The organism is Streptomyces boetiae (assembly GCF_031845405.1).
Taxonomy (GTDB): Bacteria; Actinomycetota; Actinomycetes; order Streptomycetales; family Streptomycetaceae; genus Streptomyces; species Streptomyces boetiae.
This window is the reverse complement of the sequence record NZ_JAVREN010000043.1, coordinates 20,030-42,810: the sequence shown is the minus strand read 5'-3', so window position 1 is coordinate 42,810 and position 22,781 is coordinate 20,030. Positions and strand designations below refer to the sequence as shown.

General features: G+C 63.7%; 23 protein-coding genes. 14 read left to right on the top strand and 9 right to left on the bottom strand.

Annotation, left to right across the window (positions count from 1 at the left end; all coding sequences use genetic code 11):
• Window positions 1-134: 134 nt before the first annotated feature.
• Window positions 135-413: a hypothetical protein gene (locus RM780_RS22405; RefSeq protein ID WP_311632649.1), complete on the top strand. Its 279-nt coding sequence runs from the start codon at window positions 135-137 to the stop codon at window positions 411-413.
• A gap of 94 nt (window positions 414-507) precedes the next feature.
• On the opposite strand, the gene RM780_RS22400 is transcribed toward RM780_RS22405, so the two are convergent.
• Complete coding sequence (locus RM780_RS22400) at window positions 508-1,128, bottom strand: hypothetical protein (protein WP_311632648.1); 621 nt, start codon at window positions 1,126-1,128, stop codon at window positions 508-510.
• Window positions 1,129-1,668: 540 nt separating this feature from the next.
• Between RM780_RS22400 and RM780_RS22395 the strand changes: the two genes are divergently transcribed.
• A complete protein-coding gene (locus RM780_RS22395) occupies window positions 1,669-2,190 on the top strand; it encodes an SLATT domain-containing protein (protein WP_311632647.1) in 522 nt (173 codons plus the stop codon).
• 5 nt (window positions 2,191-2,195) lie between these two features.
• Window positions 2,196-3,074, top strand: coding sequence for an SMODS domain-containing nucleotidyltransferase (locus tag RM780_RS22390; RefSeq protein ID WP_311632646.1), 879 nt, complete (start codon window positions 2,196-2,198; stop codon window positions 3,072-3,074).
• A gap of 53 nt (window positions 3,075-3,127) precedes the next feature.
• On the opposite strand, the gene RM780_RS22385 is transcribed toward RM780_RS22390, so the two are convergent.
• The 6 genes from RM780_RS22385 to RM780_RS22360 form a co-directional block, all read right to left on the bottom strand.
• A protein-coding gene (locus RM780_RS22385; protein ID WP_311632645.1) for an IS5 family transposase occupies window positions 3,128-3,987 on the bottom strand; the annotation gives its coding sequence in 2 pieces (ribosomal slippage) (window positions 3,128-3,616 and window positions 3,619-3,987; 858 coding nt in all).
• Between the two features lie 111 nt (window positions 3,988-4,098).
• Window positions 4,099-5,064: a restriction endonuclease gene (locus RM780_RS22380; protein ID WP_311632644.1), complete on the bottom strand. Its 966-nt coding sequence runs from the start codon at window positions 5,062-5,064 to the stop codon at window positions 4,099-4,101.
• A 158-nt stretch (window positions 5,065-5,222) separates the two neighbouring features.
• The gene (locus tag RM780_RS22375; protein ID WP_311632643.1) at window positions 5,223-6,953 is read right to left on the bottom strand and encodes a hypothetical protein; all 1,731 of its coding nucleotides are present in this window, start codon (window positions 6,951-6,953) and stop codon (window positions 5,223-5,225) included.
• Between the two features lie 301 nt (window positions 6,954-7,254).
• Window positions 7,255-7,974 (bottom strand): TIGR02391 family protein, encoded by a 720-nt coding sequence (locus RM780_RS22370; RefSeq protein WP_311632642.1) that lies wholly within the window; start codon window positions 7,972-7,974, stop codon window positions 7,255-7,257.
• Window positions 7,975-8,052: 78 nt separating this feature from the next.
• The gene (locus RM780_RS22365) at window positions 8,053-8,769 is read right to left on the bottom strand and encodes a 5-formyltetrahydrofolate cyclo-ligase (RefSeq protein ID WP_311632641.1); all 717 of its coding nucleotides are present in this window, start codon (window positions 8,767-8,769) and stop codon (window positions 8,053-8,055) included.
• Window positions 8,770-8,782: 13 nt separating this feature from the next.
• The gene (locus RM780_RS22360) at window positions 8,783-9,949 is read right to left on the bottom strand and encodes a helix-turn-helix transcriptional regulator (protein WP_311632640.1); all 1,167 of its coding nucleotides are present in this window, start codon (window positions 9,947-9,949) and stop codon (window positions 8,783-8,785) included.
• Window positions 9,950-10,168: 219 nt separating this feature from the next.
• Between RM780_RS22360 and RM780_RS22355 the strand changes: the two genes are divergently transcribed.
• The 5 genes from RM780_RS22355 to RM780_RS22335 all read left to right on the top strand — a co-directional run bounded on the left by RM780_RS22355 (window position 10,169) and on the right by RM780_RS22335 (window position 13,719).
• A complete protein-coding gene (locus RM780_RS22355; protein WP_311632639.1) occupies window positions 10,169-10,492 on the top strand; it encodes a recombinase family protein in 324 nt (107 codons plus the stop codon).
• The gene (locus RM780_RS22350) at window positions 10,489-10,860 is read left to right on the top strand and encodes a hypothetical protein (protein WP_311632638.1); all 372 of its coding nucleotides are present in this window, start codon (window positions 10,489-10,491) and stop codon (window positions 10,858-10,860) included. The genes RM780_RS22355 and RM780_RS22350 overlap by 4 nt, the downstream gene beginning before the upstream one ends.
• The gene (locus tag RM780_RS22345) at window positions 10,857-11,450 is read left to right on the top strand and encodes an ATP-binding protein (protein ID WP_311632637.1); all 594 of its coding nucleotides are present in this window, start codon (window positions 10,857-10,859) and stop codon (window positions 11,448-11,450) included. The genes RM780_RS22350 and RM780_RS22345 overlap by 4 nt, the downstream gene beginning before the upstream one ends.
• A 129-nt stretch (window positions 11,451-11,579) precedes the next feature.
• The gene (locus RM780_RS27895) at window positions 11,580-12,092 is read left to right on the top strand and encodes a DUF6932 family protein (RefSeq protein ID WP_394813052.1); all 513 of its coding nucleotides are present in this window, start codon (window positions 11,580-11,582) and stop codon (window positions 12,090-12,092) included.
• A 1,279-nt stretch (window positions 12,093-13,371) separates the two neighbouring features.
• The gene (locus tag RM780_RS22335) at window positions 13,372-13,719 is read left to right on the top strand and encodes a ribbon-helix-helix domain-containing protein (RefSeq protein ID WP_311632635.1); all 348 of its coding nucleotides are present in this window, start codon (window positions 13,372-13,374) and stop codon (window positions 13,717-13,719) included.
• A gap of 216 nt (window positions 13,720-13,935) precedes the next feature.
• Here the strand turns inward: RM780_RS22335 and RM780_RS22330 are convergent, their stop codons facing one another.
• Together RM780_RS22330 and RM780_RS22325 are read right to left on the bottom strand one after the other, a co-directional pair.
• On the bottom strand, window positions 13,936-17,883 hold the full coding sequence (locus tag RM780_RS22330; protein WP_311632634.1) for an NACHT domain-containing protein: 3,948 nt from the start codon (window positions 17,881-17,883) through the stop codon (window positions 13,936-13,938).
• Window positions 17,884-17,955: 72 nt separating this feature from the next.
• Entirely contained in the window at window positions 17,956-18,498 is a 543-nt protein-coding gene (locus tag RM780_RS22325) for a hypothetical protein (RefSeq protein WP_311632633.1), read from the bottom strand.
• 338 nt (window positions 18,499-18,836) lie between these two features.
• On the opposite strand from RM780_RS22325, the gene RM780_RS22320 reads away from it, so the two are divergent.
• The 6 genes from RM780_RS22320 to RM780_RS22295 all read left to right on the top strand — a co-directional run bounded on the left by RM780_RS22320 (window position 18,837) and on the right by RM780_RS22295 (window position 22,758).
• On the top strand, window positions 18,837-19,007 hold the full coding sequence (locus RM780_RS22320; RefSeq protein ID WP_311632632.1) for a hypothetical protein: 171 nt from the start codon (window positions 18,837-18,839) through the stop codon (window positions 19,005-19,007).
• A 161-nt stretch (window positions 19,008-19,168) separates the two neighbouring features.
• On the top strand, window positions 19,169-19,915 hold the full coding sequence (locus RM780_RS22315; protein ID WP_311632631.1) for a hypothetical protein: 747 nt from the start codon (window positions 19,169-19,171) through the stop codon (window positions 19,913-19,915).
• Between the two features lie 23 nt (window positions 19,916-19,938).
• Window positions 19,939-21,000, top strand: coding sequence for a hypothetical protein (locus RM780_RS22310; RefSeq protein WP_311632630.1), 1,062 nt, complete (start codon window positions 19,939-19,941; stop codon window positions 20,998-21,000).
• Between the two features lie 128 nt (window positions 21,001-21,128).
• On the top strand, window positions 21,129-21,698 hold the full coding sequence (locus RM780_RS22305; RefSeq protein ID WP_311632628.1) for a hypothetical protein: 570 nt from the start codon (window positions 21,129-21,131) through the stop codon (window positions 21,696-21,698).
• Between the two features lie 263 nt (window positions 21,699-21,961).
• Window positions 21,962-22,552 (top strand): MT-A70 family methyltransferase, encoded by a 591-nt coding sequence (locus RM780_RS22300; protein WP_311632627.1) that lies wholly within the window; start codon window positions 21,962-21,964, stop codon window positions 22,550-22,552.
• Window positions 22,549-22,758: a hypothetical protein gene (locus RM780_RS22295; RefSeq protein ID WP_311632626.1), complete on the top strand. Its 210-nt coding sequence runs from the start codon at window positions 22,549-22,551 to the stop codon at window positions 22,756-22,758. Before RM780_RS22300 ends, RM780_RS22295 begins: the two co-directional genes overlap by 4 nt.
• The last annotated feature ends 23 nt before the right edge of the window (window positions 22,759-22,781 follow it).

Sequence of the window (22,781 nt, the reverse complement as noted above, 5' to 3'; positions counted from 1 at the left end):
CCCCCCCCCATCGGATGAGGGGGTAAACGTGTTTTGTGGTGACGGTCTGTGGTTGGCGCAGTCGGGAATCCTCATATGGGTTTTAGGGGGTGAGAAATTAATTAACCCATCCGAGGAGATTTACCGTAATGGCTATGCCCATCCCCCACTACCAACCTAATACCGGAGATGACGACTGGTTCCCGTCGCTGGTGATTCCAGCGGGCGGCACACATAGCGTTGAGCTGGGGGAGTTCGAGGACGAGCGCCTGATCCCGCGCTTTGTCTTTGAGTCCACACCCGGCGAACCGTCCAGCATTACCCACACGGAGACCCGCCGCGTCATGCCGGACGGAATGATCTGGTTGCAGTTGGACTTCCAGAACTCCGGGCCGGTGGCGACGACGGTGCGAGTGCGGGAGGTTGTGGAGTGAGGCTCGGGTGGTCGGTCGTCGGGGTTCGACAGGCATTGAGGAGGCGCAGCGCGGGCAGGCGTGCAGTCCCTGAAGGTCGTGCCGCGAGATAAATTCACGCTGGGTACTTCATCATGAAGCTCCGCACGCCATCGATAAACAACCGCACCTGATCCTCGTCGTAATCGGCGTAGTCACCGTGAGCGGCCTTATTGCGCAGGTCCATCCAGGCCGTGATCTGCTTCTGGCGCAGCCCGTCATAGACGCCAGCCTTCTTTAGGTCGGCGTTCATGGTGTCGGCCTTCTTCGGCTTTCCCGCCACGGCGGTTGTCAAGTTATTCTTCACGCAAAGGGCGCGCACATGCACTTCAAGCGAGGTCCCGGTGATCACCGCTGCCGCGTCCTTGTATCCCTTGTTGAGCAAGGCATCGGCCATCTCTAGGTAGTCGCTGTACGTGTCAGCGTGCACCAGCTCGACAACTGTCTCAGTCCATCCCGCGTTGAGGTCGTCCCTCAAGGAAACAGCAACCTGCCAGTTATGCTGCAATCGATACCGCGGGACAAGCCCCTTGCCACGCCCGAGCTGCTCGGTATACACAGACCCCTTGATCGTCAGTCGAGTTACTGCTGCTTCCAAGCGGTTAGCCAAGATGCTGGCCTGAGTGGCCTCTTCGGAGCGGTGAGACCAGTCTTCGTCGGCCAGAAGAACATCGCTCTTATCGATCAACTCGTCCAACTGAGTAACCATGTTCGCGATACCTGACAACGCAGTCTCCTCCGTGGGTAGTGAGCCGAATAAGTGAACATACAATCCGCAGTGCTCTACGAGCTAGTGCAATGCAGGCGGGCCAGCGTCATCCACAGAGAAGGGAGCCGCAAAGTAATCCCGGATGGCGCGATCGGTTGCGGCTGCACTTCCAAAACTCCGCGGCGGTGGCGGAGACGGTACGGGTGCGGGGAATCACGGAGTGAAGCCCGACCGGTCGGTCGTCAAACCAGCGCCGGCCCCCGCGGTCGTGGTGACGCTCCGAGCCTCACCTTCACCGGCCCATCGTCGTGACCAACGCCGGGATCACGCGCACCCTACCAACAGGCTGCCCCACAGGATGCTAGGGGCGCCCGAAGCAGCGGATGACCTCCTCGGGCATGACGCCGAACTCGACGCTGAAGTCGCCCAGCCCGACCGCTAGGCACAGACGATCACCGGCTCTACACTCCAACTCCCCCCACCTGTCGGTCTCCATCCAAGTTGCGCAGTGGGCAAAATGAGGTACCCGTGTCACTGATCCCCGATGGCCTCCCTGAGTCACACCGCGCCATCGCGCAGGAGGCCGACCGCATCCACGAGAGCGCCATGTGGAGCGCCCAGGGCCAGTTCGAGCAGGCCAAGTTGTGGCGCCTCATCAATCTTGTACTCGGTGTGCCAGCGGCAGGACTTGCCGCAGTATCCGGTGGAACGGCGCTTGCGGGTGACGTCGGCATCTGGCCTGGCGTCCTCGCCCTCGGCGCTGCGGCGCTGAGCGCGACGCTCACAACCGTCAACGCCTCACGTCGCATGACGCAAGCGCAAGCCTCGGCCAACGCCTACCTACAGCTCCAGACGGCGGCGCGGCAGTTCCTCACCATCGATTTGGCCGACATGAACCGCGAGGACGCACGGGACGGCCTGCGTAACCTCACCAACACGCGAGACGAACTCAACAAGACGTCCGACCCGCCGGGCCGCCTGGCCTATAAGAGATCGAGCCGGAACATCAGCGGCGGCGGTCAGACGTACGCAACCGATGAGGGGGAATGAGACGGATGGCAACGACCACAGCTGGCGCTTTCAATGAATTCGACACCATAGTCACTCCAACGGCATCGACCTGGGAAAAGGTGTATCAGCGCCGGGATGCCGTCATGTCGGTCATCAAGGAAGCCTTTCCCTCCACGGCTAACGTGCAGTTTGAATCGCACAAGCTTATCGGTTCCCTGGGGCGCAGGACAGCTAGCAATCCCGTTGCTGACATTGACCTGATGGTGCACCTGCACGTCGATAACGACCTATGGGCCGATAGCTATCGCGACGACTCGTCGGACTTCCTGTATCGCGTCCGTCGAAGCCTGAACAACGCATCAACCGTGAAGAAAGTTGGTGCCAGAGGCCAGGCCGTGCGCCTCTTCTACGCTGATGGACTCTACGTTGATGTGGCGGCCGTCGTGAAGTACACCTCTGGGGGCTACGGCATACCGGATGGCTCAGGCGGCTGGCTCACCACCGATCCGGTGAAGCATGAGACGTATCTCAACGAGTGTAATGCCAGGCTCACTGGCGACCTGAAGAAGGTCATCCGGTTCGCCAAGAAATGGAACGCGGCACACAGCTCGCGCCTGGCCTCATTTCATCTGGAGATGCTGGTCGCGCGCACCTACGCGAAGTTGGGAGATAACCCCTGCTCGGCACTTCGATTGTTCTTCGACTATAATCATCAGTTTCTATCGGTGCAGGATCCTGCCGGGTACAGCGGGGATCTTTCCACTTACCTGACATCGACAAAGCGTGATGCAGTTAATGACAGCCTTAAGAGCGCTCGCGATAGGGCAGACCTTGCGCTCGAAGCGGAGCGCGATGGCAACCACCGGGAGGCCATTCGGCTTTGGCGGATCATTCTGGGCGATCAGTTCCCGACGTATGGGTAAGGCCAGCAAGGATTCGGAGAGTAGACAACTCGCGCTAAGAGCTCGTAACACGATCATGGTGTGTGGTGTTTCAGGCGTCGCCAGCAGATGAGGCCGCTGGCGAGGGAGACGAGGGCGTTGTGCAGGTCGAGTCGGCGTTCCCAGCGGTTGGCGAGGCGTTTGAACTGGTGCAGCAGGGCGAAGGTCTGCTCGACGACGTAGCGGAGCTTGCCCAGGCCCTCGATGTTTGGGGTTCCCTTGCGCGAGATGACCGGCAGGATGCGGCGTTTCCGCAGCTCACGGCGGTTGGGGTCGCTGTCGTAACCCTTGTCGCCCAGGAGGGTGTCAGGGCGCTTGCGCGGGTGTCCGACCCGGCCGGCGACGGGCGGGACGCCGTCGGCCAGGGCAAGGGTCTGCGTGACGTCGTTGACGTTGGCGGCGGTAGTGATCACCTTCAGCGGTGTGCCCCTGCCGTCGCAGATGAGGTGGTGCTTGCTGCCGGTCTTGCCCCGGTCGACAGGCGACGGGCCGGTCGCCTCGCCCCCTTTTTCGCCTTCACGTGGGAGGCGTCCACGCAGGCACGCGTCCAGTCGATCTGCCCGGCCGCGTTCAACTCGGCCAGGAGTATGCGGTGCAGCTGGTCAAAGACACCGGCCTCGTGCCACCGGCCCAGCCTGCGCCAGCAGGTCTGACCGGAGCCGAAGCCCAGTTCCAGCGGCAGTTGCTGCCAGGTGATCCCGGTGTACAGCACGAACAGGATGCCTTGCAGGCACCGCCGGTCGTCCACCGGCCGCGGGCCCGGTGACCGCTCGGGCCACTTCGGCAGCAGCGGCTCGATCACCGCCCACAACGCGTCGTCCACGATCCACGGCCTGTTGTTCACACCCTCACGAACGGCCCAATCCTCACACCGACACGGCCACCAGCACCGCATCACAAGATCGTGTTACGAGCTCTAACTAGCGGGACGAAAAGCATGACTTCAGAGACGCCGGTTTCCTATCGATTGAATTCCACCAGCACAGAAGTCACAATGACCATTTCCTCAGTCAACGGAAGTAAGTGTTTCAATGAGGGAACGGAAACCTTCGTCGTGTGAGGCTAGAAGTTCTACATCGATTGCACACGCCATGTGGTGAAGTTCCTGAAAACCATGATTCTTTGCCTCATCTCGAGAGGTCATTCCGACCCACCGCTCGACGCCCGGGTCAACCACAACAACCGAAACGTGGTCCTTTCGGCCAAGTTCGGCAAGGTGAGTTTCTCCATATCCGCCATCCGTATCTGCCAATACGAGAACCTCACCTCCGTCATCTTCGGCGAGAGCTGATGCGATATTGGGGATACCTGCACGCCCTCGCGCGACAATTATTCGAAATTTACGGACTTGAATCGACCTTGCACGAAGACCCTCGACAATACCTTCCACGATCACCTGATCTCGATATCCCTCAACGACGAGGGAGATTCCATCGAGTTTGAGCGAGTCCTGCCACTGCGTATCTGTCGGGAGCTGATCTCCAACCCTGCCTTGAGCGACGTAGGGCATGAATACCTCGCCCCGCTCAGCCGCCACGCGAAGCTTGAAGTCCAGCACTCTAGCAAAGCCAAACTCGGCAGCGAGGTAGACATCTTTCCGGTCGAATAGGACAACGTTGAGCTCCTTTCCGACCCGCAATGCATCGACCGCATCATCACTATAGCCTGACATAGAGATGAAAAGGCCAACAGTCCCGCTCAATTTGCCGTCGACCTTACCTTTGAACTGGTAGATCGCCGAGGCCGGAACCGGGTCCTTCCACCACTTCGCTTCAATCAGGTACACCCTTCCGCAGCGTATGAATGACCCATCGACCTCTTCCCCGTCCGGTCGATAAGAAGTTTTGGGACTCAAGTTCTCCTGAGAGAGAAGGGTCTGGAGCCACTTCTCGAAATGCCGACCCCGAGCTTGCGGCGACAACCTGCTCCGTTCAGAACCAGCCAGTGTCTTGAGGTCCTCCAAGAGCGTCACTCTATTTCCTCTCCTATGCAATTGAGGGGCTGTATTCGCTACGTTCGGCAAGGGAGAGCACGCTGCCCCCAAAGCCGCCCAGCACCACCACTGACGATCCGATGGCGGCCACATCCTGCTATGGCGATGGAGCCCTACGCGGTGCGCCGGGCTCGCCATCACACATCGGAAACCTCGGGTCCGACAAGCGCCCGAACGCCGGCGATCCGTCCCCTCACCGCGAGGACGTCGGCGATGAGCTGCACGACAGGCGTCGTGATGTCGTCGGCGGCGTACTCGGCTTCCGCCTTGGCAAGCAGGGTCGGCCAGAGCAGGCCGGCCAAGGCGACCTTTTCCTCACGCATACCCAGTCGCCCCAGTGGTGCCTTGATGTCGAGGTGCTTGCTCCTCGCCTCCGCGAGATACGTGCGCGCGTTGTGCTCCCAGTCGGCGGCCGTGACACGCGGGTTACCCTGCCGCGTGGCCAGGGTGGTGATCGCTGCAACCAGCTCGTCGTCGGTGAAGTTCGCCAGCTCGTACTTGTCCTCGCCCCAGACGCGGATCTGAACGAGATAGTCGAGGAAGTCCTGGCCGATGTCTGCGTCCTGGTAGCGCACTTCTTCGCGGATGGCGTCTTGGAGGTCGCGCCGTACCTTGTCGCGGTCGGCCTGGGTGGCGAAGTGGTTCTCCGGGTCCATGGCGATAACCAGCGCTGTCGGCGTGGCGTCGAGCAGCCAGCGGTCGCTCAGTCGCCGGCCGACCCGCGGCGTCACGCCGTAGCGTGCGATGAGATGTGCATTGATCTTCGACCCCTTCGTGCGCTGTACCCGGACATCCTGTGGTCGGTTCACGCCGAGCTCCTCCAGGAGGCGGGTGACGTGGTATAGCTCCGTCTCGCCCTCGACCAAGAGGATAACTTTCGGGTGGGGTGACAGGCCGAAGTCCGCCAGTGCCCGCTCCAGCGTGGTGGCCTCGACATGCCGCTGTGTCAGCCGGTCATGCTGCACCGTCCACCATGTGGTGCCCGTAAGGTCGGGCAATGGGTCGAGGACGCCACTCGTGGTCAGGTCCTCGTGTGCTCGTAGGAGAATCTCGGCCGCGACCCGACGCCACATGGCTTGCAGCGGCTCGCCGCGGAGCTGCGACCAGGCGCGGTAGCTGGCGTGGCGTAGGATGGGCAGCCACTTGTGCAGGGGATCGCTGTGAGCGTCGAACAAGAAGCGCTCCGCCGCGCCTCGAAGGTCCGCCGGATCGAAGCCGACTCTGTGGAGCGTGTCCAGGACTTCGGCCCCCGTGCGGTAGCGGCGCAGCGGCTCTTCTTCTTTGGGGTTGGAGAACCGAACCCTGCCCAGCACACTCGGCAAGTACTGCGTTGAAAGTGCAGACAAAGCCAGCATCTGGCGACGGTGCTGCATCATGTCCTTGCGGCGCTCGACCGGCCATGGGGGTCGCTCGAAGTGGAGATTTTGGTGGCGTCTTAGCAACCGCGGGAGATCGAGAAGCTGCCAGGACGAGTAGACGAACCCGTTCCACCATCCCCGTTGAGGCTCATCCGACGGGCGAACGTGCGGCCAAGCCGCTGCGTAGCCCTCCTCGGCGGGGTCGCGCAGACGGCCTTCCGACGCAGCGCGGAAGACTTGGAAGCGGGTGTCGAAGGTGCCAGGATCGGCGATGGCTATCTGGCGGCCGGCCGCTGGCGTGTCAGATACCCGGTAGAGCGGAAGGAGCAGCCGCTCGCTGTGGAGCACCTGCAGCAGATCGAGGCTGATCCGTATCCCCCGGTCTTTCGCCTGCGCAATGAACTTGTCCGTGCTGAGCAGGTCGTCTTGGGTGAAGATGTACGGCTCGATCAGGAGGGCGAGAGAGCTACCGGGTGCTGGCCACGGTGCTTGTACTGTCGGCGCTGCCATGCGGCCATCGTAACGACACGTCGCTGGTTCCCAGCCCAGCAAGGTCAGAACTGAAGGAGAGCGTTTCAGCGACCGTCTGCGCGAGCGGCTTATGAAGGTCGCGGTACCAGTCAGCAATCCAGGAAAACCCGCTATAAAAGCCGGGAGGTACCCTCCCAGCTCTCTCGTCTTGTGGCTCGTCGGCGTCAGCCTCGTCGTCGCGTTCGCCAGTCACGTAGGCATCTTGCCACCAGTTCCAGTGTCCTTCTAGTGATTCGAGTAGACCGGACAAGAGATGCGGCTGTCGGGCTTGGGCCTGCCCTCACACGTTCAGGTCCTCGCCGTGCTGGTATCGCAACTGCGTGAGAATGAGGCTCCCAATGCCCAACACGCCAAACGCATAGCGTTTAGCGTCATGCCGCTTCTGGATATTGTGGCGATCCACGTTACTCAGAGCTTGCGCGAATCCTGTCCCAAGCGCACGCCAGCCCTCCCACTCGCCCGGTTCTTTTCCTAGTCGGTACTGCGCATCGTTGGCGAAAACCTTCACGAAGAGGTCCTTACCAACAAGCGTCCTGCCTTCTCTGCCTCTCGGGTCGCCGCACCACTGGCGCACGTGATGTTCAACAAAGATAGCCGTCTGGCTCGCAACTGCCTGCCAGTCCTCGTTTTGCATATGCGTCTGCACATGTGCCCACAAGGCTGGGTCGAACGCGGTCTCGTCCACCGCGTCATCGCTGGTTCCGGCGTCTTCAATCTCGAAGATGGCGGCCTCGATCACCCCACACGCTCTGCGGACTCCTCCCAAAAATGCCTGGTCGAACGCCGAATCGGGCGTAGTCGTTGAGTACACGGAGAGGCTGTATCTGACACTCTCGAAATCTGCAAGAAGGTGATGATCCTTCCCGAGCGCCCGGATGAGGACTGACCGTACGCGCCCCTTCCACGAAGAAAACTGACCCGATCTTTGCAACCCAAGACCTTGCGTATCCGCCTCAGCCTTGAGCTGCTTCAAATTCTCGATAGCTCGTTGACTCTTCATGAACTACCACCTTCTCGCCTTTGATCAATAGCAGCACTTGCCGCCGCCTCACGGGCGTCACGACTCCAGAGCCCGCCGCTACCGCCCCACCCGTGCCGCCAACACCGGAATCCCCGCGATCTTCTCCGCCGTCAGGTCGTCCCACAGGATGCCGCTGGGCCGCCGCCGTTCGGGGCAGCGGATGACCTCGTCGGGCGTGACGATGAGGTCGACGCTGAAGTCGTGTGGTGTCTCGGGGATGTCCTCCTCGACGACCTGGAGCTGGTGGACGGGCGCCACGATGACGGTCTTCTCCGTGACGAGCCCCGCCTCGATGAGCAGTGCCACCTCGATGTCGGAGTAGCCGGCGCCCTTGCCGATGCGAGCCCCGGAGCGGTTGACGGCGACACTGCCACAGATCACCAGGTCGATGGGCGTCATGTCTTCGACGCCGACGCGGCGGGCGTGGTCGCGAGCCGCCCGCTTGTCGGCGGCTTCCTCCGGCGGCAGCGTCAGCGTGCGCGGGTCGAGCAAGAAGAACGGCTTCAAGCTCGCCATCCTGGGCACGGCCATGTAGAGGAGCTTGCCGTCTGCCAGGGCACGCACCCGCACCGGGAGCTGCGCCCAGTCGGGGTTGGCCTTGACCGTGGTGGCCTGCTGCCACTCCGATGTCTGGCTCAGGAGCTCTGCGGTCGCCGCGGTGCCGGCGAAGCCGGGGATCTTGCCGTAGGAGTCGGGCGGGGCGGCACCTGATTCCACCAGCCGTCGCCATACCTGGTCGCGGACGTGTTGCTTGGCCTGGTCGATGGTGTTCACGCCCGCCCCTGTTCTACATCGCGGCCATGAGGGCAAGCAGTCGGTCGTTGATCTCCTGCGCCCATGGCTCCTGTCGCCACTGCCGCAGCTCGCGTCCGGCAGCAAAGGCCAGGTTAAGGCCCCCGCCGCCCCTGGTCAGCTCCACGGCGTCGATCGTGCGGTGCATGGTGGCCGCCGCCTCGTCGAGCTTGCCTTGCCGGAGGAGCGCCAGGGCCAGGTTGCCCAACGCGATGGCCTGGCTCTTCTTCTTGCTGACCAGTGCGCTCGCCGTCGTGGCGAGGACGGTCTCGGCCTTCGCCGGCAGGGAGAGGAACAAGTAGCACGACCCGGCGAGCCGGTGGTACTCGTTCACCGTGTAGTAGGCCGCCGCCATGTCGTCGGCCCCGACGCGGCCGAGCTGCTCCTCGGCCTTGCCGATCGCGCCCTCGCACGACGCGACGTCGCCGTTCATAGCGTGGCCTTCGGCAACGTGCAGCAGCGCCAAGCCGGTGAGCGCCGGACTGGCCGGTCGCGCCACGTCGGCCGCTGCCGCTGCCAGGGCCGCGCCCTTCGTGGGTTCGCCCTCGCCGTAGAGCGCCACGAAGCTCTTGCGCAGCGTGGCGTATGCCTCGGTGTAGGGGTCGCGCACCTGGCGGGCGGCGTGCACGGCGTTGTCGAAGTAGAGGTTCGGGGCGACGTGGTCCCGCCGGTGGCTGACGTCCCAGACAAGTTGTCCCATGAAGGTGGCGGAGTCGGCCTCGACCTCGAAGAGCGCCCGCTTCACCCGCGCGTCGGTGGCGTTCTCGCGCAGCAGCTTGACCTGCCCGTGGACTTGTCCGGCCGGGCCGAGCAGCGCGGTAGAGGGCACCCGGTCGTAGCGTTCATCGAGCTGGCGGACGCGTTCGTGGAGGTGGGCAACGGCCACCAGGTCGGCGTGCGCGGGGTGTTCGAGCACGTAGGCGATGCGGTCGCTGGGTTCCGGCTGGACGACCGTCACGTCGTCGAGAAGCTCTTGGAGCTCGTCGGCCGTCACCCGGAGCGCGGCGGCAACCTTCGGCCGCTGCCAGGGCTGCGGGTCGTTCTCGGCGCGTTCCCAACGCGCGACGGTTGACCGCTCGACGCCGAGGGCCTCGGCCAGCTTCTCCTGGGTGAATCCCGCTGCCTTACGGCGCTGGGCAAGTCGTGCTCGTTTAGCCGCCATTGCGCGCTTCCTCCCGGGGCGGGGCGTACCCACCATAGCCACCCCGGCGGCAACGGCGCAGGCCACGGGGGCCGTTGCCCCATTTTTGCGCCCTTTCCGCCCCTCTTTCGCTCTGGGTTTTGCCTGGTCACCGCCGCTTTCCTGGCACTTACGCCGTCCCCGGCGGGCCACCCCCCATAGGGCCCGCTGGCCCGGGATTTGCGCACCCCAAGGAGCCAGATGCGACCCCTCATGTACGCGTACATGCGCGTCGTCGGCAGCGACCACCCCGACGCCGACATTGATGCGTTGAAACGCGAACTCGCCACCTACGCCGCCCGCGAAGGCTTCACGCTCGACCAAGTGTTCACCGAACACCACGGCTCGTCCGAGTCGGCGTTCCTCACCATGCTCGACGCGCTGCGGCAGAGCACCGTGACGCACGTCATCGTGCCCTCGCTGTGGCACTTCGCCCGGCTGCCGGGTCTCCAGGACGCCATGCGCCAGCACATCGAGAGGGAGACCGGCGCGCGGTTGTGGGTCGTGCAAGGAGCGCGGCGATGACGGACCCGGCGCGCCCGCTGCTCGGCTACCTCCGCGCCCTGCCAGATCTTCCCGATCACGCCCTTGACCATCTCTGCGACGAACTGCGTCGCTTCGCCGAGCGGGAAAACTTCGTGCTGCTCGACGTCTATGTCGAGCGGCAGTGGCTCCAGGACGCGGCCTGGGACGTCCTGGTCGAGCGCTGCGCCCGCGACCAGGTGCGCCACGTCGTCGTGCCGACCTACGAGCACCTGCACGTCATGCCCGCACTCAGCGTCGTGATGCAGCGCGCCGTCGAGGCAGCCATAGACGGCTACGTGTGGTTCGTCCACCCCGACGCCACGGTGCCGCCGCGTCCCCTACCCGGGCTGAGGGGAGTGGGAACGTGACGGCCGACCAGGGCAGCCCGAGCTGGTTGTACGTGGCGAGCTTGCGCCTCGCCGCCGTCAGCACAGCCGCCAGCGTGGCACGGGCTTTCGTGCGGCAGCACCTGATGTACCTGAAGCTGCCCGATCAGGTCGAGGACGCCGAGCTGGTGGTGAGTGAGCTGGTGAGCAACGCGGTGGTGGCTACCGGCATCGCTGACCCAGACGTGAAGCTGCATGAGATACAGGGCGAGCACCTGATCGCGGTGCAGCTCCGTGTCGTAGACAGTCGCCTGTATATAGAGGTCTGGGACCGGAGCACCACGGCACCCGTGAAGCAGGACGCCAACGACGAGGCGGAACACGGCCGGGGCCTGGTGCTCATCGAGGGCACAGCCAAGCGGTGGGGCGTCGCCCGGCCGCCGGCCGGAGGGAAAGTGGTGTGGGCAGAGCTGGTGATCGGGACGCCGCCCATCCCCCGCGACTCACCCAGTACCCGACCAGACCTCCAGCGGCGGGTGCCGCAGGCGACCCGACCACCGCGGGGCGAGGTGTCGGAGATGGCGAGCGTGGCGTTGCTGGAGCGGGTGTTGGAGGGGTTGGGGAGGGTGTAGACGCAACGACGCTGGACGGCCGACTAGCTCAACAAGTAGCCCCCGGGGTTCCCCATCCACCCATCAGTGTGATTACAGTATGTTCTGTAATGTCGCGGAGGGTGGGGGAAGGTACATGGAGGGGCGCTGTTGATACCGCCGCTGACCTCGGGGGGGTTGCTGCCTCCTGGCCGCCACCCGGCCACGCTGGAGGAGATTCGCGACGCCTTCGTGGAGCTCGCGCCTCACTCGGCCCACCGTGCTCGCCTGTTCGCGGCACTCGAACTCTACGTTTCACTGGTGCGGGACCTCGTTCCACGCGCCACACTGTGGGTAGACGGGGGTTTCTGTACCTACAAGTCGGCAGCCCCTGCGGACATCGACCTTGTGCTAGTCGTGTCCGAGCACGCACTTCAACGCTTGGGAGAGGAGGAGTGGAAGCGCATGCACAACCTGATCACGCTGCAAGGCGTTTCTGCTCAGCACCCCCCGTGGGTGGCCCATCGCGCTCAGCCCATGGGCGGCCTCATCGATGCGTTCCTGGCCTCTGCTGACTCTCCTGATGAACTCGCTTACTGGCACGAGATGTGGTCGAGCGTGAAAGGGCCGGACGGAAAGATAATCGAGGACGCGCGCAAGGGGTACTTGGAGGTCTCGCTGTGAATTCACACCTTCGCGACCTTTATCTTCGCGCACTAGCCTCGGCCGCCGGGAGTGACGAGTCCTCGAAACTTCGACGGGCTTCCCTACAAGCTTCCGCCGCAGAATTCGGCATAGCCTCAGAAAGCGAGGCAACCTCTGCAGTGCAGCTTCGACTAGCTGACATAAATGCGCCTGATAATGAGGTTGCCGCTATCGAAGCTGGTGACTTCCTCCAGCGTATACAGAAAGCTGTGGCACGGCTCGCTAAGGCGCGGCGCGCACGGTTGGCTGATGTGGCGAGGCTCTCTCAGGTTGACTTCGAATCCGCTCGGCTAAATATGTCGGCGGCGACATCCGGATCTTGGGTCGTTCAGCTAAAGTACGCCCAAGATAGTGAGCGTCGAGTCGTCCCCACTTTCGATACAACATGGGCCGAGCTGGGCTTGGTCGAGCTCATGCGAGCCCTACCCGAGGACAGTAATGACGATAGGTCCATCGAATCAGTGACTGCCGCTTCCCCCGTGATCAGGCGAGCAGTATGGGACTTGATATCTGATCGTCAGGAGTCCAGCCTCAGTATCCAACTTGATCTGGTCAGGTTCACGGGAGAGTCACTCAAGTCCGTGATCACGCCGGCCCAAGCAGTTTCTTTGCGGACAAGGCTCGACGCTGTGCGGGAAGAACGTGAGATCGTCCGGCATCGGGGACGCCTAGATGGATTGCGTACACGCCGTCAGATCTTCTATTTTGAGACAGAGGCTGGGCGCGAGATTCATGGCTATGTCGATGACTCACTCATGGCCGCAGTAAAGGAGAATCTCGACCGAGAAGTAGATATCACCCTCGAAAGCTTCATAAATCGGGCTCGATCTGGGAGAGTAACCCAGAGGCAGTATCGACTGATAGAAGTAGCAGGACACCAGTCACAGCTACCTGTGGGCGAAGACACCGAAGACGAATTTTGATCTCTCGCCTACGTCGATAGAAGCCTTCTTGGCTAGCCAAGCCCAGAGCATAGGCATATCTCAGCCAGCCAGTGGCGCTGCTGTGTTCTCTACAACGTGAGATGTTTACCCACCACGCTGCCATAATTAGCCCAGCAACAGCGGTGCGGGGAGATATGTTCACGCGGAGGCTCGCCCGAAGATTCGAGCGAGCCGACGATTTTCCTCCTCGCCGCGATGCGTCATAAAGGAAGGCGCCGGGGCGACCACCCTCGGCGTCGTCGGTGTCCTGCGGCATCCGCGATGAACCCAACAGGGGGTTCGTCGGCCGCAATTCACCGAGGAGGTGGCTCGCAGTGAGCGAGTCCGAACCGAACGCGGGAGGCCAGCTCCGCACGCTGGCTGTCCGCATCACCGAGGATCTGCGGGCGCGACTTGACGTCGTCGCCCAGATCACCGGGCGCAGCACCACCGAGGAGATCCGGGTCGCCCTGGAGCACTGGGTCGAGCGGACGAAGTCCGACCCGACCATCCTCAAAAAGGCGGCGGCGATCCGGGCCGAGATCGAGCGTGAGGCGCAGACGCGCCGCAACGCCATCTCGGCAATCTTCGGTGCCGAGGAGCCCGCGGAGCCGGAGACCGAACCGTCTCCGCCCGCCGGCCGCTCCTCTACCCGTCGAGGCAAGACGCCAGACGGGGAGTAGCGTCTCGCCTTTGAACGTCAGCATCGTTCGGGCAGAGCGTGAAGGCGGGAGCCTGCTTGGACACGACGCACCGTCGTTGTCTGGGCAGGGCTCCCGCCTATTTCATCTTGCAATCTAAATTTATCGCTCCACACGCAATGACAAATGCGTTGTTTCGGATTACCAGTAGCGCTCTGGTCTGAACTGATAGGGCGAGGCAAAATTCGATCCGTACTCCTATTTCTTGGCTGCCCCAAAGACCTCTGGGAAGACCCGGGTACCGAAGCTGCGGTCATGGTTACGAATAAGGTCGAGAAGGAGACTCCGCAGAGTAGGCGTAATGTTGGCGCGGCTGAGCGTTTGAAGGTGCTCGCGAGCGTCGGCGTAGTGGCGCTCGGCGATAGCGGTTGTGATGACCTCAGCTATGTTGTCGTCCATGATGCGGCAGGTGGTGACAAGAGATTCGATAATCTTCCGGTCGTCGTGTGCGCAGGCATGTTGGACGGCATTGCGGAGTTCGCGCCGCCACAGAACGGGCATGATACCGTAAAATTCGCCGCACGCCAGTGCTGCGAGGTAGTCGATAAGGTTCTCCCCGGCTTGGCGTGGGTTCGTTTGGCCAAGGCGCGCGAGATAGTCGCAGACGATAAGGAATTTCCTGCCCTCGACGAAAATCTCATCCTGCTCGACCTCGTAGAGCCCGAGCGTCCGCACCAGGGGCCAGCGGTCGGTGTTGGCCTCGGTGCGACTGCCTAGGATATAGAGCATTGCCCAGGCCGATGCAACGGCGACCGAGATCTCGATGGGCCGGCCGGGTGGACGTGTCACCGGTCTTTCGGCGTTAGGCTCAATCACGATGAACTGGCCGAGGTAGTCGAGTTGGGCAGAGACATCCCCGGCGGGCGTCTGCTGCCAGAGTTTCTGGATGAGCTGAACGAGAATCTTCGGGTCGTCGACCTCATCGAAGACGGCGCGTAGTTCGGGCCATGCCATCTCTGTGTCGATCGTGGCCATGAGTTCCGCGAGAAACTGGCTGCCGCGGCGCTTGGACTCGTCGGAGCCCGCCAGAAGTTCGCGGGCGTGCATCAGGAGCGCTGGGCTGTGCTTGTCGATACGCCTGTCTCGGCGCTCGGTGGAGTGAACGATCTTGTTCAGGTCTACCGTCCGCCCAGTCTGGGTGGCGATGGACATGATGATGTCGAAAATTTCATCCCTTTTGGGCGTGTGCACGGCTCGGGTGGAGAAGAGCGTATCGAGCTGGGCTGTCAAAAGCATCCGTGGATTACGGTTCACCCGTTCCAGAAACCGTTGCGCTGAGAGGTGCCCGTGGTCGGCTGCGGCTGGTGTGATCCGTAGGAGACGGTCGTCGCTCGTCCAGTCTTGGCTTTCAAGGTGCGGGGGGAGAAGCCGGGCGAGGAGCCCTTCAGGGAGCTGAGCCTGAGCGAGCAGATCAAGGAGGAGCTGCTGACGGTTATTGATCAAACCGCGCTGGGCGGCATACCCAATGGTCGCGAGCGAGGTCGTGGCGACGCTGTCGAGGATGGCGGCGGCGTCTGATTCGGACGAGAGAATGTCACGGAGCACGCTCTGGCAGGCGAAATCGCGCACGCGCGGGTCCGTTGCGTCGAGCAGCGCCTCGATGGCAAGGCGGATACGGTCGTCGTCGTTCGTGGTGACGACAAAGGCGCCAATCGCGCCCAGCGTTGCTTCGCCGTGCAGCGTGAGTTCGGCGGGGCCAGGATCGATAGCATGTGCGAGGAAGTCCGTCCAGGTCTCGGCATCCTCCCAGATTCCTGTTCGGTGCCATTCCTTTGCGATGATCTTGCTGAGTCTCGCAGCGACGGTGTGGTTGGGTGGGCCGTCGGCGTCGAGTTTCCGGACAACCTCAGCCAGCAAGTGGTGGTCGCCGATATCGGACCATTGACCGGCTAGGTAGTCCAGTTCGATAGACGCTCGATCGTCATCACTACTCATGAGCATTCCGACAAGCGTGGACCGTACGAGGGAGCGCGCCTCTGAGGAGATCGCATGGAGGACATTGAGGAGGCTATGCCGCATGGTGTGAGTGACAGTGGTACCCGCGAAGGCTTGTAGCGGCTCCAGATAGTTCAATGCCTCGGCCACGTCCCGCGCTGCGCGCAATGCGAGGCGAGCAAACGCGTCGAGCACCACAGCTCGGACATGCGGCTCGCTCGTGGACTGCCAGATAAGAATGAGCTGACTGATTGTCTGCCCGGTCGGTTTGGCCGCGATAGTAGGCAGGATCCGCGTCACACGTTCAAGCGCCGATATCCCAGCCGCCCGCAGGCTGTTGGTGGCGCTATCGAGGAGCGCTGGGTAGTGAGCCCAGGCCACGAGTCCGATCCCCTGAAGGGCCTCGCTGTCCGAGGTGACCAACGTTTCGACGGCGCCTTGGGCTGCGGCCTGGAGAAGCGGATTGGCACCCGCAAGAATCAATACCTGCTCGAGAACGGCGCCGACGAACAGGTCTCCACCGCGACTGATTGCCCGGATCGCCAACGTGTCGATTGTCGCCGGGTCTGAGCGAGCGAGCAGCCCCTTGGCGGCGGCGAACTCGAACATGACCTGGTGAAAAAATCCGAGATGCTCCCTGCTGGGGACGAGCACACCGCGTTCAGTGAGGATCGCGAGCCCTTCTTCGACAGACGCGACGTCGCCCGGTGATCCAGCCGCCGCAGCGGTCGTGTCGCGCAGTATGGCGCCGGGCAGCTCAGGCAAGCCGGACGCAAGCAACCCGATCGCCGTGTGGCCGGCCAAGGCGCTGAGATTATCGGCGGCACGGGCACGCAGACCGGTCTCGGTATCGGTGCGGGCGTCGCGAATCACTCGTCGGTTCCAGTAGGCGTCGAAAAGCCGAGTGACGTCTACGTCGCTGAGTTCGGGCTCCGCAGGCGCGGAGAGGTCGAACAATATGCGCAGGAGCAACGGGCTTCTACACACATCGGCGACCGGCAGGCCGCGGGCGGTCGCCTGGCGGACACGCTTGGCAACCTCGACGTAAGGAACATCCGGACAGTAGCAGGCCACCAGGGCGGCAACAGCGCGATCAAGCTCGGTGTCGTCGTAGGGCTGAAGGTCGTGACGACGCAGGTCCTCGTGCGAAAGGAGTGCGGCCTCCTGTGGCCTGGTGGAGTACAGACCGGTAAAGCCAGCCGCCCGAACCGTATCGAGGAGACGCAATAGCGTCTGCCTCATTTCCTCATCATGGAGCATCAGGTCGGCGGTGTCGAGTAGCAAGACGGGCGTGCTGCCGACTTGGGCGATCTTTTGAAACGATCTGGCGAGTCTCTCAGCGAGTTCGTTATTCCGGTCGTGTAGCAACCACGTCGCGGGCAGCAGCACCGGCTGCATATCTGGCTGGGCGGCCAGGCTTTGGTGGAGCGACCAGAGCAATGTGCTTTTTCCGGATCCAGCTTCCCCGACGATCACCCGCGGCCATGGGTGGCTCGTATCCTTGAGCTGTTCAAGCAGAGCGGGTTCGAGAGTGCGCACTACATGCAGCTCGGCGTCGATACTGATGTCATGCACATACATGGCAGAGGTCGCGAGCAACTCGCGGACGCCGGTGTCGTAGTCATCCGTGGACGGCGACCGAACGGCCGACACCCGGCCTGCCCGCACAGGCTCAGGCGCCACGGTGAACGGGAAATCCGGATCGAGGAGGATCTCAGCGAGCCGGTAACGAAGCTTCCTCAAGTACGCACGAAGCCTCTCGTCGCTTCTGTCAAACGCTATAGCATTCTTTAACGCGTGAAAGACTTTGACATAGCGATCACCTCCAAGACCGTCGAATGACGCATCATTGAAGTCGATAGATTCGACCCTTCCCAGGTCCGTCGAACCGTCGAGGTTGAAATAGCGCAGAGCTACTTCTTCGTTTGTGATCCTTCTGCCCGGTTTCCATGTTGAGTTGCTGGCGAACTGCCCTTTGAGCTGACCTATCGCCCGCTTAAGCGTTAACTCAAGCGCGTGGCCCCAGTCTCCTCTTCGCCACTCATCGCGAAAGCTTTGTTCCGCGATGCCCTTCAGTATTGGAATGTCCAGCGGCTCCCGTGACTTCTGGCCATCCTTGGCATCGACACCGAACGCACCGGGGACCAGTCGGTTCACTACGCTGCCCAACTCGTCCACCAATGCGTTGACGTCCGGAACGTCGAGTGACACCTCTACCTCCGCCAGTTAAGCATGTGGCACGCACGCCGCTGAGGTCAGCATCCCGGCGCGCTTGGGGAGCGCCTACCAGCGCTGCGCCTCGTCAGGCAGGTGACTGTCGAGGAAGCGCGCAGTGGGCTCGTCAAGCCAATCAGCCTGCCAGACAAGTTGGGACACGATCAGGCGGGCTCCATCATAAGCCAAGCCGCCACCTCGGAGCATCGCCACGAGCGAGTCGGTGATCTGCCTTTTTACATCGGGGTTATCCAGATGCCGACGGAGCAGATCAGGAACCATTTCAACTGCCCCTCCTTTCGAGGCATCGGTCGATAGGTCACTTTCCGTAAGCTCTCGATAAATTTCCAGCGCTTTATCCGACGTGCGCGCCACCTCTCTCAACTCCCCATAAAGGCTATCGAGTAACTCGTCATACAGGGCGACTTCTGGCGCCGAATGGCTAGAACCATCTGCCTCTCGCTCCTTGGCCTCCAGTGCCACACCTAATGCGCAGACGAGACCAACAACTTCACGTGGCTCCATCCGCTCAACATTAAATAATCGTCTCGGGTCTTCCCCGTTTTCGTGTCGCTCTGGTGTCGGTGCCGATGGCCTGCTTTCGTGATACATGGCTGTTTCCTGTTTACAAGATCAACTATGTGCTGGGGCATCACTTTTGTCAACATCCCCTATAGCGCACGCACGCACGTAACCAATGTTTGTCAGTTAGCCAATGACTTGCCGCTTGACTTGGCGTTCAGGGTAAGAACCAACATGAACGCCAAGTCAAGCGGCAAGCAATAGCCCCCTCGCCCATCGATCTCTACCTTCGATATCAGTGAGGGATTCACCCGGCGGCCGACGGCAGGGCTTCCCCGCTTCAGTCCTTTTCCCTGAATGACGAGAGGAGCACCCCTATGCCTCGAAACCGCTACACCCCGGAAATCCGCAAGGTCGAGCGTGCCCAGATGGAGCGCCAGATAGAGGAGCTGGCCGTACTCGCGAAGGAGCTGCGCCGTGAGACCACGGAGGTCACCACGGCTCCCCCGGCCGGCGGCGCCAAGGAACGTCGGAGCGCTCGTCTGGCACAGAAGCAGCGGCACAAGCGTGACCGCCGGGGCGCCGCCGACGCCAGCTAATCCCTGGTCCAGGGCACCGGGGGCTCTCAGGCGAGGAGCCCCCGGTGCGGATCACCTCGCACGCCCTTTCCACCACGCAGATTGGAGGCATCTTCATGCACAAGGACACCCATTCCGGGACCAGGCAGCGGCGTTTGCGGCTCGTCGCCTCGATTGCGCTCGTGGTCGCCGCAACCGCAACGGCCTGTACCGTCACCCCGTCCGCACGCGGCGACCTGGCGGAGAACCGGCAGATCCTCGATGCCTGCGACGCGTCGGCGCCGCCCGCCGCGGACGTGCAGCTCGATGGCAGCGGGTCGAGCGACTCGGCCGCCATCGTCGCGGAGCGGATGGCGGCGGTCGAGGAGATCGTCCGCCAGACCGCTATATGTTCCGGCCGCCTGCGGGTGAGCGTGTTCTCCGCGTCCAGCGCGGCGAACACCGTGCTCTTCGACGAGCCACTGCACCTCGACGGCGCGACAGAGAACGCGCGGCTCAAGCGGGTGCCGCACGTGGTCGAGGAGACCATGTCGGAGATCGAGGAGGCGTACGAGCCCGCGGTGGCCGAGCTGCCCGGCGGAGGTAGCGACATCCGTGGGCAGTACCGGATGGCCTCGGAGTGGTCGGCCCAGGTGGGCGACGACTTCCGACTCCACCTCTACGTCCTCACGGACGGCTTCCAGAACGTCGGCGTCGACGTCGGCGGCCAGGCGATGACCCCGCAGGAGGCCGCGGCGCTGGCCGACGAGACGGCAGTCCCGACGCTGCCGGGCGCGTTCGTCACCGTGGCGGGCATCGGCAGGGTGGCGGGGTCGCCGCCCTCCTCGACGGTGACCGAACGGCTGGTCGCCTACTACGACGCCGTGTGCGCGCAGGCCGAGGCCGACGTCTGCACCTCCGTCACCGACTACACGTCGGGGAGCTGGTGACCGGCGTGCGGCGGCGGTCGCCCATGCGGAACAACACGGCGGCGGACGACTGGCTGCGGGAGGCGGACGCCATCTCGCTGCCCCGGCTGGACGAGATCGGCGGACACCCGCGTCCGTCCGGCGTCGGCACCACCTACGTCGAGTACGAGTACTTCGCGCTTGCCGATGAACAGGAGCTGCTCTGGCCGGCGGAGGGCGAACGGGCCGCGCGTCGCTTCCAGATGCGGGCGCGCGGCTTCGACGGCGCCGCGGCGGCCACGGAGTTTTTGTTGCGGGAGAGCGAGGCCGAGGTGCGCCAGGCCCGCGCCGACTACCAGCACGCCGTGCGGGTGCTGACCCCGTACGTCCGGCGGGAACCTGCCGCCAAGCTGCGGTACTGGATTTGTTGGCTGGTCCTGTGCGGAGGAGATACCGCAGGCGTCTGGTCGGCCGCGATCACTAACGGCGACGTGCCCTTCATCGCGTTCGGCCAGGCGCTTGCGGCCGGGGTGAGCGCGGCCTGCGCCGGGTTGGTCGGCTCGGAACTCAAAGACCGGCGTCTGGCACGGGCGCGGCAGCGCGATCCCGACTCCTTGAGCGAGGACGAGCAGCGCTACCGGCGGCTGTTCACGACGGGCGGCGGCATGGGCGTCGTGATGCTCATCGGCGTGCTGTCGCTGGTCGTCGTGGCCTTGCTCTCCGTGGGCATCTTCACGCTGCGGGCCGGGATCGAGGGCAGCACGGCGGGGCTGACGTTCGGGTTGCTGGCGGCGGCCACGGCACTGGGGTCGGGGCTGCTGGGCTACGCGGCGGCCGACGAGGTGGCGGATCTGCTTGCCACCATGGCGGGCCGCGTGCACAAGGCAGAGAAGCGCCACCTGAAGCTCGCCACCTCTGCACCGGTGCATCGTCGTGCTCAGGCGGAAGAAGCCGCACGGTCGCTCCACACCGAATACCTGCTGCGGGGACAGGCTGCTGCCCGCCGGGTCGAGTCCTTGTCCTGGCGCGTGCAGCGGCGTAATCCACAAGTCCTTGGCCACGGCTATCCGGTGGGCGATCAGAGCGGCGTCATCGGCAGGCGGTCGCGTCGAGGCGGTGCGGCGTGAGGCTACGCGCCCATCTGCTCGCCAGCGGCTTCCTCCCCGGCGGCCTGCTGGGCCGGACGACGCCACGCAGGCCGTCCCCGTCGCCTCGGCTGCGTGCCCGCCTCGGTGATCCCGGGCGGCCGGCGCTGGTGCCGACGCTGCTCATCACCATCTTCGACGACTCCGGCTCGGTCGCCGGTCCGGCGGGCACGGACCCGCTGTCCAACCGGTACGGCGAAGCGGCCTACGCCTTCTCGGTCGTTGCCCGCAAGGGAGGACGACACGAACTCGGCGCGGTGCTGCACTTCGACAGCCCGTGCAGCACGGACGTCGGCCCGGTGCCCATCACCAGGCGCGGTCTCCTCATGCTGCGTTCCGGCTTGCGGACGCCGGGCGACGGCGTGGGCAGCAGCGAACTCGCCCTGGGTCTGGAGCGCGCGGTGGCCTTGGCCGAGACGCACGCCGACCACGAGGTGACGCTGGTGGTGCTGTCCGACTTCCTGCTCATGGACCCCGAACCCGGCCCCGTGCTCTCGGCGTTGGCGGCCTTCCCGGGCGCGGTACATGCCGTCGTCCTCGGCCATCGCCTGCCTGCGGGGGTGTTGGACGAGCGCATCGTCGAGACGCACATCCAGCGGGGCGATCCGCCCGGCGCTTTGGCCCGCGCGTTGTTTGCCAGCCTCATCACGCATCGGCCGGGAAGCTTTCTCGCCGGGTAGTCGGGGCGCCACCGCGACGCGAATCGTTGACCATTCCGCAACACGTTCTCACCGCCCGCCCGTGCGCGCAAACAGCAGCAGCTACCAGCGGCGAACGCCCGTCAGTTCGGGCGACGCTTCGGTCGAAGATTCGCCCGAACTGACGGCTTCCCAAATTCATCCCTGAGCCTCATAACGAGGCACATCCCAACCGAGCGAGCGGCCTGCGTTCCCGCCCTTGCAGCGCCGCTCGCCCGTGGCGGGATACGAAAGGAGGAACATGCATGACAGAAATCTCGAACGTGCCGCAGCGGTTCCGGACGATCCTGGCCGACCCGCCGTGGGATGTCCACCAAAGCGGAGAACGCGGCGCACAGCGGCACTATCCCCTGATGAACCTCAGCCGCATCAAGGCCATGCCCGTCGCGGCCCTGGCCGAGGCGGAAGCCCACCTCTGGTTGTGGGTCACCAACGCCACGCTGCGCGACGGCTACGACGTGGCCGAGGCGTGGGGCTTCACGGTCCGGTCGCCGCTCACCTGGATCAAGTTCCGCCTCGGCCTGGGCCACTACCTGCGCAACGCGACCGAACACCTGCTGTTCGCCACCCGCGGCCAGGCCCCGGTCCTGTTCCGCTCGCAACCAACCTGGATTACCGCGCCGGTCCAAGACCACTCCCACAAGCCGGAGGAGGTCTATCCGCTCATCGAGCGGGTCTCGCCCGGACCGTACCTGGAACTGTTTGCGCGACGTCGGCCGCCGAGCAACCGGCCCTGGTCCGTCTGGGGCAACGAAGTTGACGCCGACATCGTGCTGCCGGGCTACCCGGTGCCGAGCGACGTCACGAATCGGCCGCGCCAGCAAGGCCGGCCATGACCAACAACAAGAAGCCGGAGGAACCCATGAACCCGATGGAACAACTGCTCCGCACCAGCGTCCTGATCCTCGCCACCGTCATCGCGCTCAACCTGGCTGTCGTGCTGCTGCGCCCGATTCTGCCCTGGGTGATAACCGGCGGCGCCCTTGCCGCCGTCATCTGGCTGACGGTGACCGTCGAGCGATGGCGGCGCTCCAAATGGTAGTCGTCACGACGGCACGGTCGCGA